Genomic DNA, 15666 nt, shown 5'->3' on the forward strand with positions numbered 1-15666 from the left:
AGGAGGTCAGTTCGCGTGCACGTGCCGCCGCGTGGTCAGCAGCGCGCGCAGCTTGGCCGGCGCAACCGGCTTGGTCAGCAGCATCACGCCGCCCTGGCGCAGCCGCTGCAGCACATCGGGCCCGGTGGCGCCCGACACCAGCACCGCGAGCGCATCGGGCTGCAGGCGCTTGGCGGCGTCGATCACGTCCACGCCGTCGCCATCGCCGGCCAGCTGCAGGTCGCACAGCACGGCGTCGTAGCGGATGTCGCCGGTACCCAGCCGCGCGATGGCCTCGGCGCCGGTGTTCACGCATTCGACCTCGCAGCCCCATTGCGCCAGCAGGGCGCGGCTGCCGTCGAGGATGGCGGGGTCGTCGTCCACCACCAGGCAGCGCAGGCCGGCCAGGGGCGCGGGGGCCTGCTGTGGCGCGTCGGGCGGCGTCACGTCGGCCAGCCGTGCCGCGGGCAGCGTGAAGGCGAAGGTGCTGCCCGCCTGCAGCGCGGAGCGCACGGTGATGCGCGTGCCCAGCAGCGCAGCGATGCGCGCGCAGATGGCCAGCCCCAGCCCGAAGCCGCGGCGCCGGTCGCGCTCGGTGTTGGCCACCTGGTAGAACTCCTCGAAGATGCGGCCCTGGTGGATCGGCGCGATGCCCACGCCGTTGTCGCGCACCTCGATGCGCACGCCGGCCGTGCTGCGCCGCGCGGCCACCAGCACCGTGCCGCCCTCGGGCGCATGGCGCAGCGCGTTGGCCACGAGGTTGCCGACGATGCGCTGCAGCATCGCCGCATCGGTGCGCACGGCCAGGCCGCGGCCGCTCCAGCGCAGACGTACGCGCGCCTGCGCGGCGATGGCGGCATGCTGCGCATCGAGCTGGTCGAACAGCGCGGACAGCGCCACGTTGGTGATCGCCGGGGTCAGCACCTGCGCATCGAGCCGCGAGATCTCGAGCAGGTCGTCGAGCAGCACGCCCATGAACTCCGTGCTCTCCTGCAGCCGCAGCACGGCCGGGCGCTGCGCGGGCGAGGCGCCGGGCAGCAGGCCGTCGATGAACAGGCCCATGGCATGCAGCGGCTGGCGCAGGTCGTGGCTCGCGGCCGCGAGGAAGCGCGCGCGCGACAGCGCGGCCTGCTCGGCTTCGGCCATGCGCTGCAGCGCGACGGCGGTGGCCTCGCGCACGCGCTCCTCGCTGAGCTGGCGGTTGCTCTGCAGGCGCTCGGCGAGGCGATCGATGTCGTGCGCGAGCACCGCGAGTTCGTGCGTGTCGCGCGTGCTGTCCTCGATCACGTCGCAGCGCGCCTCGAAGTGCCCCGACTCCAGCGCGGCGACCGTGCGCGACACGCGCCGCAATGGCCGCGTCACCGTGCGCGCCATGTGCCGCACCGAGGCCCACGCCGCCACCAGCGCGACGAGCGCGATGCCGATGCCGGCGAACAGCGAGCGGCTGCGCTCGCGCGTGTAGGCGGTGGTGTCGCGGAAGGTCTGCACTAGGCCGATGGGCGTGTCGCCCGCCGCGGTGGAGCCGGCGGGCGCGAAGGCGCTGGCGCGCGAGGCTTCGCGCAGCGTGACCGGTGCGGTGAACATGCGCAGCTGCGCCAGCGGCGGCGTCTTGGGGCCGGCCGTGACGTAGACGCCCGCGCTGTTGCTGATTTCCACGCGCGTCACCTGGCCGCCGCGCAGCGCGGCATTGGCCACGTTCTGCAGCGCCGGCAGGTCGCCGGCATAGAGGCTCAGGTCGGACATGGCCGCCACCTGCCGCGCCACGGCCTGGCCTTCGGCATCGAAGGCATCTTCGAGGGTGTGCAGCCGGTTGTGCGTGAACCAGCCGGTGAGCGCCAGCGCCACCGCCGCGCACGGCACCACGCCAAGGCGGAACAGGTCGTGCTGCAGGTTGCCGCGCACGGTCAGCGTGTGGGGAGACTGGAGCGGCGGCGGTGTTGGGGACGACACCGGCGTCCCCCGGGGTGCTACCGGACCGTGGGAAGGCGGTGCGGTGCTCATCGGGGGGGCGCGAGGCGGTCGGCCAGTTCCCGTTCCTCCGGCAGTCGCAGGCCGAGTCCGCGCGCCACGGTGGCGTTGACGCGCACGGTGGCGGGCGTTGCCGCTTCCACCAGCGGTACGCTGTTGCTGCTGCCGCCCGCACCGGCACCCACGCTCGCACCCGCCACCTTCTGGCCGAGCAGCCGCGCCTGTTGTGCGAGCTGCGACGGCGTCGAGACCGCCGCCGCCAGGCCACCCGAGCGCACCAGCCCTTCGCTGGCGCCGAACACCGGCAAGCCCGCGCCCGCGCCGGCGCGCAGCACCGAAAGGGTCGCTGCCTGGTTGTCGCCGATCAGGTCGGGCAGCACCATCAGCGCGTCGCTCTGCGGCACCACGAGGCGCAGTGCGGCGGCGAGCGACCTGGCGTCGGGTGCGTATTCCACGCGCAGCTCCCAGGCCGGGTTCGCGCCCTGTGCCGCGCGCTGCAGCTCGCGCACCAGCGGCTCCGATTCGGGCGTGGCGACCACGCCCACGCGGTGCTTCTGCGGCAGCACCGCGTTGATCAGCGCGAGCTGGTCGGCCATGGCCGGGTCACGCAGCAGCACGCCCACGCGCCGGTCGCCACGCCGCAGGGCGGGGCTGGCGGCCTTCAGGGTTTCGTACTCGAGCCGGCTCAGCATCGCCAGCACCAGCGGCTCGTGGCCCGGCCGCTCGACGGCGGCGCGCGCGGCGGCGGGGCCGACAGCCATGGTGAGCGGAGCATCGGAGGCGGTGCGCAGGCTGCGCGTGCGCACGCCGGAGTTCGCCGTGCGCTCGGCGTCCGCAGCTTCCGTCGACGCTTGCGGATCGGCGCCGCCCGGCGCGAGTCGCACCAGCTCGAACCTGCCGCCCGGCTCCTGGTCCGCGCGCAGCCGCTGCACGAATTCGGAAGACGCCGCGACGTCGTCGCCCATCAGCACCGTGAGGCTCGCCGCCGTGGCGCTGCTGCCGGCGCCCCAGGCCAAGCCCGCGGCCAGCGCGGCACCGGCCGCGCGGCGCAACCTTCCGGAGAGGGGCGAGAAGAAGGACTTCACGGCAACAAACATGGACTGCTTTCGCAGCGAGGGAGCGATGGTCCAATGTAAGGACGCCCCCCGCTTCGCGCGATAAGGCAGAGGGCTTATGTCAGCGCTGGCAGGCGCCTGCCAGTGTGACGAAACTCACGCCATTGCAGCCGCTCGGCCTATGTCCGACGGACTACCTATGCACCTACCATTTGCGCGGCGGCCGCGCGCTGCGCTTGAATGGCCTGGCGCAGCACGCGCGGCGACACCGGCTTGTAGAGCACCGCGATGCCTGCACTCGCCACTTCGCGCAACCGGTCGGGCTTGGTCTCGCCGGTAACGAGCAGGCGCGCGGTACCGGCGCCGATGCCGCGCGGATGGCGCTCGAGTGCGCCGATCACGTCGAGCCCGTTGTCGCCGCCCTGCAGCAGCAGGTCGCTGATCACCATGTCGGGCGGCTGCGCCCAGGTATCGGCGAGTGCCAGCGCCTCGGCGCGGGTCTGCGCGGGCAGCACCTCGGCGCCCCAGTTGGAGAGCACCACCGTCAGGCCTTCGAGGATGGTGCGCTCGTCGTCGATCACGAGGATGCGCACGTTGGCCAGGCTCTCTTCCTCCTCGATGGCGGCAGCGGCGGGCGACACCGCCGGTGCCGGCAGCGCGGGCGGCGCCGAACGCACCAGCACCCGCACGCAGGTGCCCTTGTGCAGCTTCGAGCTCAGTTCGACGCGGGTGTTGAGCAGCTCGGCCAGCCGCTGCACCGTGGCCAGGCCCAGCCCCATGCCGCGCGCGCCGCGCGCCGCCTGGCGGCCGGTGGGCTCCACCTGGTAGAACTCCTCGAACACCCGGGCCTGGTGATGCGTGGCAATGCCCACGCCGGTGTCCACCACGTCGATGCGCACGCCACGGCCGCGCCGACGCGCGCCGATCAGCACGCCGCCCTCGATGGTGTGGCGCAGCGAGTTCGACACCAGGTTGTTCAGGATGCGCGAGAGCATCACGTAGTCGCAGCGCACCCACAGGTCGGTCTTGCGCGCCACCAGCCGCAGGCCCTGCTGCTCGGCCACCGGACGGAAGTTGCGGCTGATCTCCTCGAACAGCCGGTCGAGCGGGAAGTCGATCCACTGCGGCTGCAGCACGCCTGCGTCGAGCTGCGACAGGTTCAGCAGCTCGGAGAACAGCCGGTCCAGCGAATCGACGCACTCGCGGATGTGGCCGATGCGCTGCAGCTTCACCGGGTCGGTCTCGCCGTTGGCCAGGCCGTCGGAAAACAGCGTGAGCGCGTGCAGCGGCTGGCGCAGGTCGTGGCTGGCGGCGGCCAGCAGGCGGGTCTTGGCCTGGCTCGCCACCTCGAGCTGCTGGTTCTTGCGCGCCAGCTCGGCCGTGGCCTCGTTGATGCGGCTTTGCAGCAGCCGGTGGCTTTCGGCGAGCGCGCGCGCGGCCTGGTTGAAGCCCTGCTGCAGGTGGCGCACCTCGGACGTGCCCTCGACGGCCACGCTCGCGTCCTCGCCCGCGCCGAGGCGATCGACCGCCTCGCCGAGCGCACGGATCGGCTCGCTGATGCGGCGCGCCGCCCACCAGCCCGCCAGGGCCACGCCGACCAGGCTGATCGCCAGCACCAGCCCCACGTTGAACCAGACCGAGCGCCGCGCGCTCTGCACCGCGGCCAGGCTCATCTCGACCATCACCTGGCCGGTGTGCCGGCCGTCGTCGCCCACGATGGGCACCACCACCTGCAGGCCGTCGCCGCGGACGCGGTCGACGGTTTCGGAATTGGCCACGATCTCGCCGTCCTCCGTCCAGATCTGCACCTGCTGCACGTTGGGCTGGTAGGTGCCCGACTGGGCGGTGCGCGCCAGCGCGCGGCGGTCCATGCGTGCCAGCGGCGCCTGCGCCACCGTGGCCACCTGCAGGGCCACCGTCTGCGCATTGGCGCGCATCAGTTCGGTGAGATTGCCCAGGTGCTGCCGCGTCAGCACGGTGATTGCCGCGAGCGTGGCCAGCGTTGCCGGCACCAGCGCCAGCAGGATCAGCTGCTGGGCGAAGGTCAGGCGGGCCAGGCCGCGCAGGACGCGGAAGTTCCAGTTCATGAGGGCATTGCAAGCATGGGCGCCGAGCTTAGAGGGGCAACCCGGAACTGGGAAGGCAGGAAAAACATCACGAACTTTGCATGTATTTGATATTTAATGGCGTCCGCGCTGCCCATGTTAGACCCGCCGCTGCGCAACGGCCCTTTGTCCCAGGCCCACAAATGCAGGCTTCCATGCGCCGATTTGCCGATTTGTCAGGCGCCCTCCGTGCGGCGGCGCTGGCATTGTTCGTGGGGCTGCCGCTGTGGGCCTCGGCCCAGGCCGGCGCGCTGGACGGGCCGGTTCGCTTCGGCATCCTGCCGCTCGGAGGCGCCTTCGAGTCGCGCAACGACTGGGACCCGCTGCTGGCCGAGCTGAGCCGCGCCATCGACCGCCCGGTGAGCGTGCTGTCGGTCAACTCGTACGAGGCGCTGGAGCAGGCCATCCAGCGCGACGAGGTCGACATGGCCTTCCTGTCGGGAAAGATGGCGCTCGACGCCGTGACCCAGCGCCGCATGAAGGTGGTGGCGCAGGTGGTGCGGCACGACGGCCTGCCCGGCTACCGGGCGCTGCTGCTGGCGCGCAAGGCGCCGCCCTTCAATTCGCTGAAGAACATGCTGGAGCAGCCGGAGCGCTGGCGGCTGGCGCGTGGAGAGAAGCAGTCGGTGTCGGGCTTCATCGTGCCGCAGCTGCAGCTCTTCCTGCCGAACCACATCGCGATGGAGACGCGCTTTCTCAGCGAGACCGTGGGCACCCACCAGACCAATGCGCTGGCCGTGGCCAACAGCGAGGCCGACGTGGCCACCAACAACTCGGCCGACTTCGAGCGCTTCAAGCTGCGCTTTCCGGCCGAGACGGAGCGCCTGCAGGTGCTTTGGGAGTCGGAGCTGATCCCGCATGCCCAGATCGTGGTGCGCCGCGAATACCCGCCCGAACTGCGCAAGCGCGTGCAGGCCTTCCTGGTCGGCTACGGCCGCGCCAAGGGGCCGCGCGGCGACGCCGAGCGCGCGGTGCTCAAGTCGCTGCACGACCTGGTCGGCTTCGTGGCCGCCGACAACAGCTCGCTGCAGCCCGCGGCCAAGCTGGCCTACCAGCTCGCTAGGCAGAACGCCATGACCGCGCAATGGGTGAACGACGCCGCGCGCCAGGCCCGCCTGCAGCGCATCGAGAGCGGCTATGCGGACCAGGTCACCGTGCTCAGGGACACGACACCGTGATGAAGCCCTTGCGCGCGTTGGCCCCGCCATGGTGGCTGCTGGCTTTTCTGGCCGCCGTGCTTGCCGGGCCCTTGATGGCCATGGCGCAGGGTGCGGGCGCCGCCGCATCGGCCGAGAAGACCGACAAGGCCGCCCCCGTGCCGCCGGCCGTCAGGATGATCCGCTTCGGCGTGCTGCCGCTGGGCGGCGCTGTCGAATCGCGCGCGCTGTGGACGCCGCTCATGGCCGACATGAGCCGCAGCCTCGGCATTCCGGTGAGCGCCTATTCGGTGCCGACGTACGAGGAGCTGGACCGTGCCATCGGCCGCGACGAGATCGACATGGCCTTCCTCTCGGCCAAGATGGCGCTCGACGCCGTGATGCAGCGGCGCATGAAGGTGGTGGCGCAGATCGCGCGGCACCCCAGCGTGCCCGAGCACCGCGCCGTGCTGCTGGTGCGCAAGGACGGGCCGCTCAACACGCTCGAAGGCGTGCTCGCGCAGCCCGAGAAATGGCGGCTCGCGCGCGGCGACAGCCGTTCGGTCACCGGCTTCATCGTGCCGCAGAGCCAGCTCTTCCTGCCGCACAACATCGAGATGGAGACGCGCTTTCGCAACGAGTTCGTCGGCACCCATCAGGCCACCGCGCTGGCCGTGGCGAACGGCGATGCCGACGTGGCCACCAACAACACCACCGACTTCGAGCGCTTTCGCCAGCAGTTCCCGGTGGAAGCCGAGCGGCTGCAGGTGGTTTGGCAATCGGAGCAGCCGCCCGGCGCGCCGATGGTGGTGCGGCGCGACTACCCGCCGGAGTTCCAGGCGCGGCTGCAGAGCTTTCTGACCGGCTATGGCAAGGCCAAGGGCGCGCGCGGCGACGCCGAGCGAGAAGTGCTGAAGACCCTGCGCGCGGCCTACGGCTATGTCGCGGCCGATGACAGCGCGCTGCTGCCCGAGGCCGCGCTCGAATACCAGCTCGGCAAGCAGAACGCCATGGCCGCCGCCTGGGTCAACGACGCGGCGCGCGAGAAGCGCCTGCAGCGCCTCGAGAAGAACTACAGGGAACAGGTCGAGGCATTGCGTGCGGCCGCCGCGCGCTGAGCATCTACGGATGGCCTTTCAAGGCTGATCCCTGCTGGCGTGCTCCAGGGCCCGGACCCTGGCCCCAAGTGGGGACCTTGGCCAACCGGCAGCACCTGTCCAAGCCGATATCATGGATCTGGCCTGCCAGGGCAACTGGCCAATCAAGGGAGAGAACAATGTCAACGAACATGAATTCGGCCGCGCGTGCGCAGCATTCGGAGCCCAACATCACTCTGTACGGGCGCATCGCTGCAGATCCTGTCGGCTATGTCAGCTGGCCCACGCCCGACCTGCATTTTTCGTCATCGACGACGCCTACAGCGGCATCACTGTGATCGATGGTCAGCCATCCTTCTTTGAAGCAGGTAGGCGAAATTTCGGTTTGATCCGATCGAACCGATACACGAACTCGCTTCCTGGCGAGGTGCGCACCAAGATTCCTTTGAATCCCCGCACAACAGCAGTTCCTATGTTGCAGGCTTGCTCAAGAGCGTGACGGGCTACGTGCCTTTGGTGTCCGTACCTGGATATCAGACGCCAGATTGGGAGAGCCCCATGCCGGCGCACTACTACAAGGGCGAGGCGATCCGATGAAAACGCGGTGGCGGCTGCCGCTGAACATGCTGGCCTGGACCTTGGCGATGCCCTTGCTCAGCGTCGGCCTGCGCTTCCTGGAGCAGCATCGAATCCTGGCAATGTCGGGGAGTGTGGTGGCGGCGGGAGCGCTTGCGCTCGTGCTGTGGGCCGCGTTGATCTACGCGAGGTGCGTTCCGGCAGCACCCGGGCTTTCGCGCCGCATCGGGTACTTCGTGGCGTTCGTCGCCGCGATGCTTGCGCTGGGCGCGGGAGCCCTTTGGCTGACCTTCTGGGCGATCGTTGCGATCTACGGCCTGTAGCACCCGCCCGGAGGTGCCCGTTCCTTTGCCGGCGCATCTACTCCCTTCGCCGTAGCTCCAAAACCCCGCATCTAGGCCGTTAGGCGGATTTGCCCGCCGCGGCGCGCACCGGAAACTTCGTGTTTCTTTCAGGCAGCCCTTGCCGTTGACGGAGTGCGGATGAGTTGGCGAACAAAAGTGGTCTGGAGCGAGGGGATGCTGTTGCAGCCTCAGCACCTGCAGCAGAGCGAGCGTCATGCCGATCATGCGCGGCATGTGCTGCTGCGTTCGACCACCCCCTACGCCTGGGGTTTTGCCGAGCTGGAGATCGACTCCGCCGCGCTCACGCTGGGCAAGCTGGCATTGGTGCGGGCGGTCGGCGTGTTCGGCGACGGCACGGTGTTCGACATGCCGGCGGTCGATCCGCTGCCGGAGCCCATCGACATTCCTTCTTCCATGCGCGACGAGGCCGTGGTGCTCGCGCTGCCGCTGCGCCGTGCCGGTGCGCGCGAGGCCGACGCCGAGGAATATGAAGAGCTGGTGCGCCACCGCGTGCTCGAGTCCGAAGTGCCCGACTCCAACACCGCCGGCGAACGCACCGCCATGCTGCAGCTGGGCCGGCTCCACACGCGCCTGATGCGCGCCGGCGAAGCCACCGACGCCTGGACCACCATCGGCGTGGCTCGCGTGGTCGAGCGCCGTGCCGACAACCAGGTGCAGCTCGACCGCGCCATGCTGCCGCCGCTGCTCGACGTGGCCGGCCATGCCGTCATCCGCGCCTGGCTCGACGAACTGCTGGGCCTGCTGCGCCAGCGCGGCGAGGCGCTGGCGGGCCGCATGACCCAGGGCGGCACCGGCGGCGTGGCCGAGATCGCGGACTTCATGCTGCTGCAGGCCGTGAACCGCAATGAAGCCGTCTTCGCGCACCTGGCGAAGAGCGCGGTGCTGCACCCGCAGCATTTCTTCGAGCATGCGCTGGGGCTGGCCGGCGACCTCGCGAGCTTTCGCGACTCGCGCCGCGTGGCCCACTTCGGCCCCTACGTCCACGACGACCTCGCGATGAGCTTCCGCCCGGTCATGGACGACCTGCGGCGCAGCCTCTCGATGGTGCTCGAACAGTCGGCCATCCGCATCGACCTGCACGACCGCAAGCACGGCGTGCGCGTGGCGATGGTGACGGACGTGGAACTGCAGCGCAAGGCGACCTTCGTGCTCGCGGTGAACGCGAGCATGCCGAGCGAGGCGCTGCGCGCGCGTTTTCCGACGCAGGTCAAGATCGGCCCGGTCGAGCGCATACGCGATCTCGTCAACCTCGCGCTGCCGGGCGTCACGCTGACGCCGATGCCGGTGGCGCCGCGCCAGATTCCCTTTCACACGGGCGCGAACTACTTCGAGCTCGAGACGCGCAACAGCGACCTGTGGCGCCAGCTCGAGCAGTCGGGCGGCATCGCCATGCACATCGCCGGCGACTTCCCCGGCTTGGACCTCGCGTTCTGGGCGATACGTTCCTAGCCAAGCGGCCGACGGAAACGGAACACCATCATGAGCACACCTCCCGATCCCTTCGCCGCCTTCGAGTCGGAGCGTACGGTCATCAAGCCCAAGCCGCGCACGCCGGCAGGAACGCTGCCGGCCGCATCGCCTGCGCCTTTCTTCGGCGGTGTCGACCCGACGCCGGTCGCCGACGTGGGCGAACTCGGCCTGCTCAACCCGCTGGTGTCGGCCGCCGGCAGGCTGCTGGTGCTGATCGGCAAACTGCGCAACCTCGCGCAGCCGCCCAACGTGCCGGCGCTGCGCGCCTCCACCGCCGACGCCGTCAACCAGTTCGATGCCGGCGCCCGCCGCGCCGGGGTCAGCAACGAATCGGTGCTCGCCGCGCGCTACGTGCTGTGCACCGCGCTCGACGAAGCCGTCGCCAACACGCCCTGGGGCGTGCAGGCCGGCTGGAACAAGCAGAGCCTGCTGGTGCAGTTCCACAACGAGACCTGGGGCGGCGAGAAGGTGTTCCAGCTGCTCGCCAAGCTCGCGCAGGACGTGCCCACGCACCGCCAGCTGCTTGAGCTGATCTACAGCGTGCTCGCGCTCGGCTTCGAGGGCCGCTACCGCGTGGTCGACAACGGCCGTGCACAGCTCGACTCGGTGCGCCAACGCCTCGCGGACCTGATCGCGAAAGACCGCCCGGCCGTCGAGCCCGAACTCTCGCCGCACTGGCGCGGGCAGGGCGCGGGCACGGTGCGGTTGCGCGAGTCGCTGCCGCTGTGGGTGTTCGCGGCGGGCTTCGCGCTGCTGCTCGCGCTCGCATGGTTCGGCCTGCGGCTCACGCTCAACTACCGCTCCGACACCACCTACGCCGCGGTGTCCAGCCTGCGCGCGCCCAATATCCAGATCGCGCCGCCCGCGCTGCCGGCGAAGGCGCCGCGCCTCGCGCGCTTTCTCGAACCCGAGGTGAAGCAGGGCCTGGTCACGGTGACCGACGAAGCCGACCGCAGCGTGGTGCGGCTGCGCGGCGACTCCTTCTTCGGCTCCGGCAGCGCCGAGCCGATGGCGCAGTCGCTGCCGGTGCTGCGCCGCATCGGACAGGCGCTGGCCGAGGTGAAGGGCGAGGTGCTGATCACCGGCCATTCCGACAACCAGCCGATCCGCTCGCTGCGCTATCCGTCGAACTGGCACCTCTCGGCCGCGCGGGCCGATGCGGTGAAGGGCGCGTTGTCGACGCTGGTCGATCCGGCGCGCATGCGCTCCGATGGCAAGGCCGACGCCGAGCCCGTGGCCGCCAACGACACGCCGGCCAACCGCGCGAAGAACCGCCGCGTCGACATCGTGCTGCTCACGGAACCCGAGCGCGTCGCCGCGAACACGGGAGCCGCGAAATGATCAAGAAAATCTTCGGCTTCCTGTTCAGCCCGCTGCTGCTGACGCTGCTCGCGCTGCTCATCGTCGCGCTGCTGATCTGGTGGATCGGGCCGCTGGTGAAGATCGGCTCGCTCGCGCCGCTCGAAAGCGAAATGGTGCGCGCCATCGTCATCGGCGTGATCGTGCTGGCCGTGGTGCTGCGCGCGCTGTACCGCCGCTGGCGCGCACGCCGCGCGAGCCAGCACCTGACAGACGGCCTCATGAAGGCCCCGGCCGCCAAGGCCGATGCGCCGGTCAACGGCGAGCAGAAGATCCTCGACACGCGCTTCAGCGAAGCCGTCGCTACCCTGAAGCAGATGCGCCTGCACGCCGCCGGCAAGAAGCCGGGCTGGCGCGACTGGATGTCGATCTCGGGCGGCAGCTACCTGTACGACCTGCCGTGGTACGTGTTCATCGGCGCACCCGGCGCGGGCAAGACCACTGCACTGGTGAACTCGGGCCTGAGCTTTCCGCTCGCCGAGAAGTTCGGCCCCGGCGCCATTCGCGGCGTGGGCGGCACGCGCAACTGCGACTGGTGGTTCACCGACGAAGCCGTGCTCATCGACACGGCCGGGCGCTACACCACGCAGGACAGCCACCAGTCGGAAGACAAGAGCGCGTGGGAAGGCTTCCTGGGCCTGCTCAAGAAGGCGCGCCCGCGCCGGCCGCTCAATGGCGTGTTCCTTACCGTCAGCGTGGCCGACCTGCTGAGCCAGGGGCCGGAGGCGCGCACGCAGCTCGCGGCCTCGATCCGTGCACGCCTGCTCGAACTCGACGGCAAGCTCACCACGCGCCTGCCGGTGTACGTGCTCGTCACCAAGAGCGACCTGCTCTACGGCTTCACCGACTACTTCGACGACCTGGGCAAGGAGCAGCGTGCGCAGGTCTTCGGCTTCACGCTGCCGGTCGACGAGAACCTGCAGGTCGAGGAGAAGGGGCTTTCCACGGCCTTCCACCGCGAGTTCGCGCTGCTGCACAACCGCGTGAACGACGGCCTCATCGCGCGCATGCAGCGCGAGACCGACGGCACGCGCCGCGCGGCGATCTTCGGTTTTCCGGCGCAGTTCGGCTCCATCGGCTCGCTGCTGTCCGACTTGCTCGAACAGGTGTTCGCCGGCTCGCGCTTCGCGCAGCCGCCGTGGGTGCGCGGCGTGTACTTCACCAGCGGCACGCAGGAGGGCAGCCCGATCGACCGCGTGATGGGCAGCCTTGCGCGCAGCTTCGGCATCGAGCGCGCGATGCTTGCGACGCAGAAGTCCAGCGGTCGCAGCTACTTCCTCACCTCGCTGCTGCGCGAGGTGGTGTTCCCCGAGCAGCGCCTCGCGGGCGCCGACGTGAAGCTGGAGCGCCGCCGCCACACGATGCGCGTGATCGGCGTGACCGCGATGACGCTTGTCACCGTCGGCCTGCTCGCCGCCTGGGGCTACAGCACGCTGCAGAACATGAACTACCTGAAGTCGGTCGAGGCCCGTGTCGAGCCGGCTCGGCAGAACCTTGCGGCGCTGCCCGCGCGCGTGCAGAACCTGGTCGAGGTCGCCCCCGTGCTGCAGGGTCTGCGCGACATCTGGAAGACGCCCGACAACCGCCAGGGCGACGAGCCGCTGTCGATGACGCTGGGCCTCTACCAGGGCGACAAGCTCGACGCCGCCGCCATGCTCACGCACCAGCGCGCGCTCAACGACGCCTTCCTGCCGCAGATCGCCAAGCGCATCGAGGACCAGCTGCGCACCGCGCAGAAGGACAACCTCGAGTTCACGTACGAGGCGCTCAAGAGTTATTTGATGCTCTACCAGCCCGAGCACTTCGACGCCGAGGCGCTGAAGGCCTGGATCACGCTCGACTGGTCGCGCAACCTCGACCGCGGCATTCCCGAAGACCAGCGCAAGCAGCTCGAAGACCAGCTCGACGTGCTCATCGCCCAGGGCCCGCCGCGCTCGCCGCTCAAGATGGACGAGAACCTGGTGCGCAGCGTGCGCGCCGTGCTCGCGAGCTACCCGCTGGAGCAGCGCGTGTTCAGCCGCCTCAAGCGCCAGCGCGCCAGCAAGGACATTCCGGCCTTCAGCGTGGCCAACGCCACCGGCCCCTCGGGCCCGCTGGTGTTCGAGCGCATCAGCGGCAAGCCGCTGTCCGATGGCGTGCCGGGCATGTTCACCTACGACGGCTATCACAAGCGCTTCCAGAATGAAGTGACCGTGCTCACCGGCCTGCTCGCCAACGAAGACCCGTGGGTGCTGGGCCAGGACCGCAACGCCGCCGACCGGCTGCGCGACGTGGCCAACCTCGGCGCGCTGACCGACCGCGTGCGCCGCCTCTACCTGGAGGAATACGTCAAGCAGTGGGAAGCGCTGCTCGCCGACGTGCGCCTGATTCGCGTGAACGGCCTGGAGAAGAACATCGAGACCGCGCGCATCCTCTCGGGCGTCGATTCGCCGCTCGCGAACTTCCTGCGCGCCGTGGTCAAGCAGACCACGCTGATCCCCGCGGCCGACGCCAGCAAGGACGTGGTCAGCAAGGCCACCGAGACGGTGCGCAACACCCGCAAGGGCCTGGAGGACCTGTTCGGCAGCGACCCTGGCCGCCAGGTGGCGCCGGGCAAGCGCATCGAGAGCATCGTGGACGACCGCTTCGAGTCGCTGCGCCGCCTCGTCACCGCGGGCGGCCCCAACCAGCCCGCGCCCATCGACGACGCGCTCAAGCTCTTCAACGAGGTGTACGTGTACCTCAATGCGGTCGACACGGCGGTGAAGGGCCGCACGTCGCCGCCGCCCGGCGACGTGGCCGGCAAGCTCAAGTCCGATGCGGGCCGGCTGCCCGAGCCGGTGCGCTCGATGGTCGAGAACCTGAGCCAGGCCGGCGCCGCACAGGCCCAGGTGGCCGAGCGCGGCAACCTGAGCCAGGACCTGCGCCCGGTGGCCGAGTTCTGCGCGCGCGCCATCGCCGGCCGCTACCCCTTCGTGCAGAGCAGCAAGCGCGACGTGCTGCCCGAGGACTTCGGCCAGATGTTCGGCCCCGGCGGGTTGATGGACGACTTCTTCCAGAAGCGCCTGGCCGCCATCGTCGACACCAGCACGCGCCCGTGGCGCTACAAGCCCGTGGCCGAGCGCGGCGCCATCACCACCCAGGCGATCGCCCAGTTCGAGCGCGCCGCGCGCATCAAGGAAATCTTCTTCCGCGGCGGCGGCCGGGGCCCGTCGATGCGGCTGGACTTCAAGCCGGTGGAGATGGACGCGGGCATCACCCAGTTCATCCTCGACGTCGATGGCCAGCTCGTGAAATACGCGCATGGTCCCGTCGTGCCCATGGCCGTGCAATGGCCGGGACCGAAGGGCAGCAACCAGGTGCGCATCCAGGTGAGCCCGCCGTCGACCACCGGCAGCTCGGGCGCGGCGGTGGACGGGCCGTGGGCGCTGTTCCGCGCATTGGACGACGGGCAGCTCGAAGCGGGCGATGCGCCCGAGAAGTTCTTCATCACCTTCCAGATCGGCGCGCGCAAGACGCGCTTCGAAGTGACGACGAACAGCGTGCAGCATCCGATCCGACTGCGCGAGCTGCGTGAGTTTTCTTGTCCGGAGGGGTTGTGAGCGTTGAGTCTTCATCGCCGCTCTTTGCATCGACCGCGTTGCCGGGGTGGTTCGGCAAGCTGCCGGGCATGGGCGACTTCGCGCATCGCCGGCTGCCTGAGTCGTTCCGTGCGGTGTGGGACCAGTGGCTGCAGCGCGGCATGGCGCGGCTGCGGGATCGGCATGCGGACTGGACCGAGCGGTATCTGGAGGCGCCTATCTGGTGCTTTGCGCTGGGGCGGCAGGTGGCGGGGGAGCGGGCGTGGATCGGGGTGCTGATGCCTTCGGTGGATGGGGTGGGGCGCTACTTTCCGTTTGCTTTGGCGATGGAGCTTGATGAGGCGGTGCCTGAACAGCTTCAAGGGGCGGCGCTGGCTGCGGCGCTGCAGTGGTGGGCGCATGCGACTCAGGCTGCGCTCGAGGGGCTGGATGGGGATCTGGATGCGCTGCGGTTCGATGCTGTGCTGCAGAGGCTGTTTGCTGTTGCCGATGCTGCTGCGTCGGTTCGCGAGAACGCAGTGGAGTCGTTGATGTTGCCTGTTGCTGGGGCCTCGCTTTGGTTGGGGGATCCTGCTGCTGAGCATGGGGTTCGGATGTTGAGTACCGGGTTGCCTCGGGATGAGCAGTTTGAAGCGTTGTTTCTCGGCTTTGCGGAGGAGGGGTGAGATGAGTGCCTCTCTTCGTTATGTTTCCCGGGGCCGGGTCTCGCCCCGGCAGGCGACTTACTTTCTTTGCTTCGTCAAAGAAAGTAAGCAAAGAAAGGCGACCCCACTGTCTGCGACCCTTCGCTTCGCTTCGGGCAACCTGCGGTGCTCGCGTTTCGCGGGGTCCGCAGAACTCGCTTCGCTCAAACAGCTGCGGCCCTTATCCGCGAAACGCTCCGCTCCTCGGCGCAGCCAGAGGGGAGGGGAATCCTCCCGGGCCGTTTGTTGGCTGGGGCCGTACGCTGTGTGTTATAAACATATCCGAGCCCACGCGACCGGACGAGGTGTGGTT

11 protein-coding genes are annotated in these 15666 nt (G+C 69.7%); 8 read left to right on the top strand and 3 right to left on the bottom strand.

Annotated elements, in window-relative coordinates; genetic code table 11:
- Positions 1-6: 6 nt before the first annotated feature.
- The 3 genes from ACCC97_RS21315 to ACCC97_RS21325 form a co-directional block, all read right to left on the bottom strand.
- Positions 7-1929, bottom strand: a complete 1923-nt coding sequence (locus ACCC97_RS21315) for an ATP-binding protein (protein ID WP_413334883.1) — start codon at positions 1927-1929, stop codon at positions 7-9.
- 47 nt (positions 1930-1976) lie between these two features.
- Positions 1977-3044: an ABC transporter substrate binding protein gene (locus ACCC97_RS21320; RefSeq protein WP_413334885.1), complete on the bottom strand. Its 1068-nt coding sequence runs from the start codon at positions 3042-3044 to the stop codon at positions 1977-1979.
- Between the two features lie 155 nt (positions 3045-3199).
- Positions 3200-5089: a hybrid sensor histidine kinase/response regulator gene (locus ACCC97_RS21325; RefSeq protein WP_007829956.1), complete on the bottom strand. Its 1890-nt coding sequence runs from the start codon at positions 5087-5089 to the stop codon at positions 3200-3202.
- Positions 5090-5250: 161 nt separating this feature from the next.
- Between ACCC97_RS21325 and phnD (ACCC97_RS21330) the strand changes: the two genes are divergently transcribed.
- From phnD (ACCC97_RS21330) to tagF, 8 genes are all read left to right on the top strand, one after another.
- Complete coding sequence (gene phnD, locus ACCC97_RS21330; protein WP_413334887.1) at positions 5251-6285, top strand: phosphate/phosphite/phosphonate ABC transporter substrate-binding protein; 1035 nt, start codon at positions 5251-5253, stop codon at positions 6283-6285.
- Positions 6285-7361: a phosphate/phosphite/phosphonate ABC transporter substrate-binding protein gene (gene phnD, locus ACCC97_RS21335; RefSeq protein ID WP_413334899.1), complete on the top strand. Its 1077-nt coding sequence runs from the start codon at positions 6285-6287 to the stop codon at positions 7359-7361. The genes phnD (ACCC97_RS21330) and phnD (ACCC97_RS21335) overlap by 1 nt, the downstream gene beginning before the upstream one ends.
- A 158-nt stretch (positions 7362-7519) precedes the next feature.
- Positions 7520-7678: a hypothetical protein gene (locus ACCC97_RS21340; protein ID WP_413334889.1), complete on the top strand. Its 159-nt coding sequence runs from the start codon at positions 7520-7522 to the stop codon at positions 7676-7678.
- 255 nt (positions 7679-7933) lie between these two features.
- Complete coding sequence (locus tag ACCC97_RS21345) at positions 7934-8239, top strand: hypothetical protein (protein WP_413334891.1); 306 nt, start codon at positions 7934-7936, stop codon at positions 8237-8239.
- A 159-nt stretch (positions 8240-8398) separates the two neighbouring features.
- The gene (gene tssK / locus ACCC97_RS21350; RefSeq protein WP_056594645.1) at positions 8399-9730 is read left to right on the top strand and encodes a type VI secretion system baseplate subunit TssK; all 1332 of its coding nucleotides are present in this window, start codon (positions 8399-8401) and stop codon (positions 9728-9730) included.
- A gap of 30 nt (positions 9731-9760) precedes the next feature.
- The gene (locus ACCC97_RS21355) at positions 9761-11092 is read left to right on the top strand and encodes a DotU family type VI secretion system protein (protein ID WP_413334893.1); all 1332 of its coding nucleotides are present in this window, start codon (positions 9761-9763) and stop codon (positions 11090-11092) included.
- Positions 11089-14691 carry a type VI secretion system membrane subunit TssM gene (tssM, locus tag ACCC97_RS21360; protein ID WP_413334895.1) on the top strand — a complete coding sequence of 1201 codons (3603 nt, stop codon included), beginning with the start codon at positions 11089-11091 and terminating at the stop codon, positions 14689-14691. Before ACCC97_RS21355 ends, tssM begins: the two co-directional genes overlap by 4 nt.
- Positions 14688-15335 carry a type VI secretion system-associated protein TagF gene (gene tagF / locus ACCC97_RS21365; RefSeq protein ID WP_413334897.1) on the top strand — a complete coding sequence of 216 codons (648 nt, stop codon included), beginning with the start codon at positions 14688-14690 and terminating at the stop codon, positions 15333-15335. The genes tssM and tagF overlap by 4 nt, the downstream gene beginning before the upstream one ends.
- The last annotated feature ends 331 nt before the right edge of the window (positions 15336-15666 follow it).

The sequence above is a fragment of the Variovorax sp. Varisp85 genome, assembly GCF_047304045.1.
Lineage (GTDB): Bacteria > Pseudomonadota > Gammaproteobacteria > Burkholderiales > Burkholderiaceae_C > Variovorax.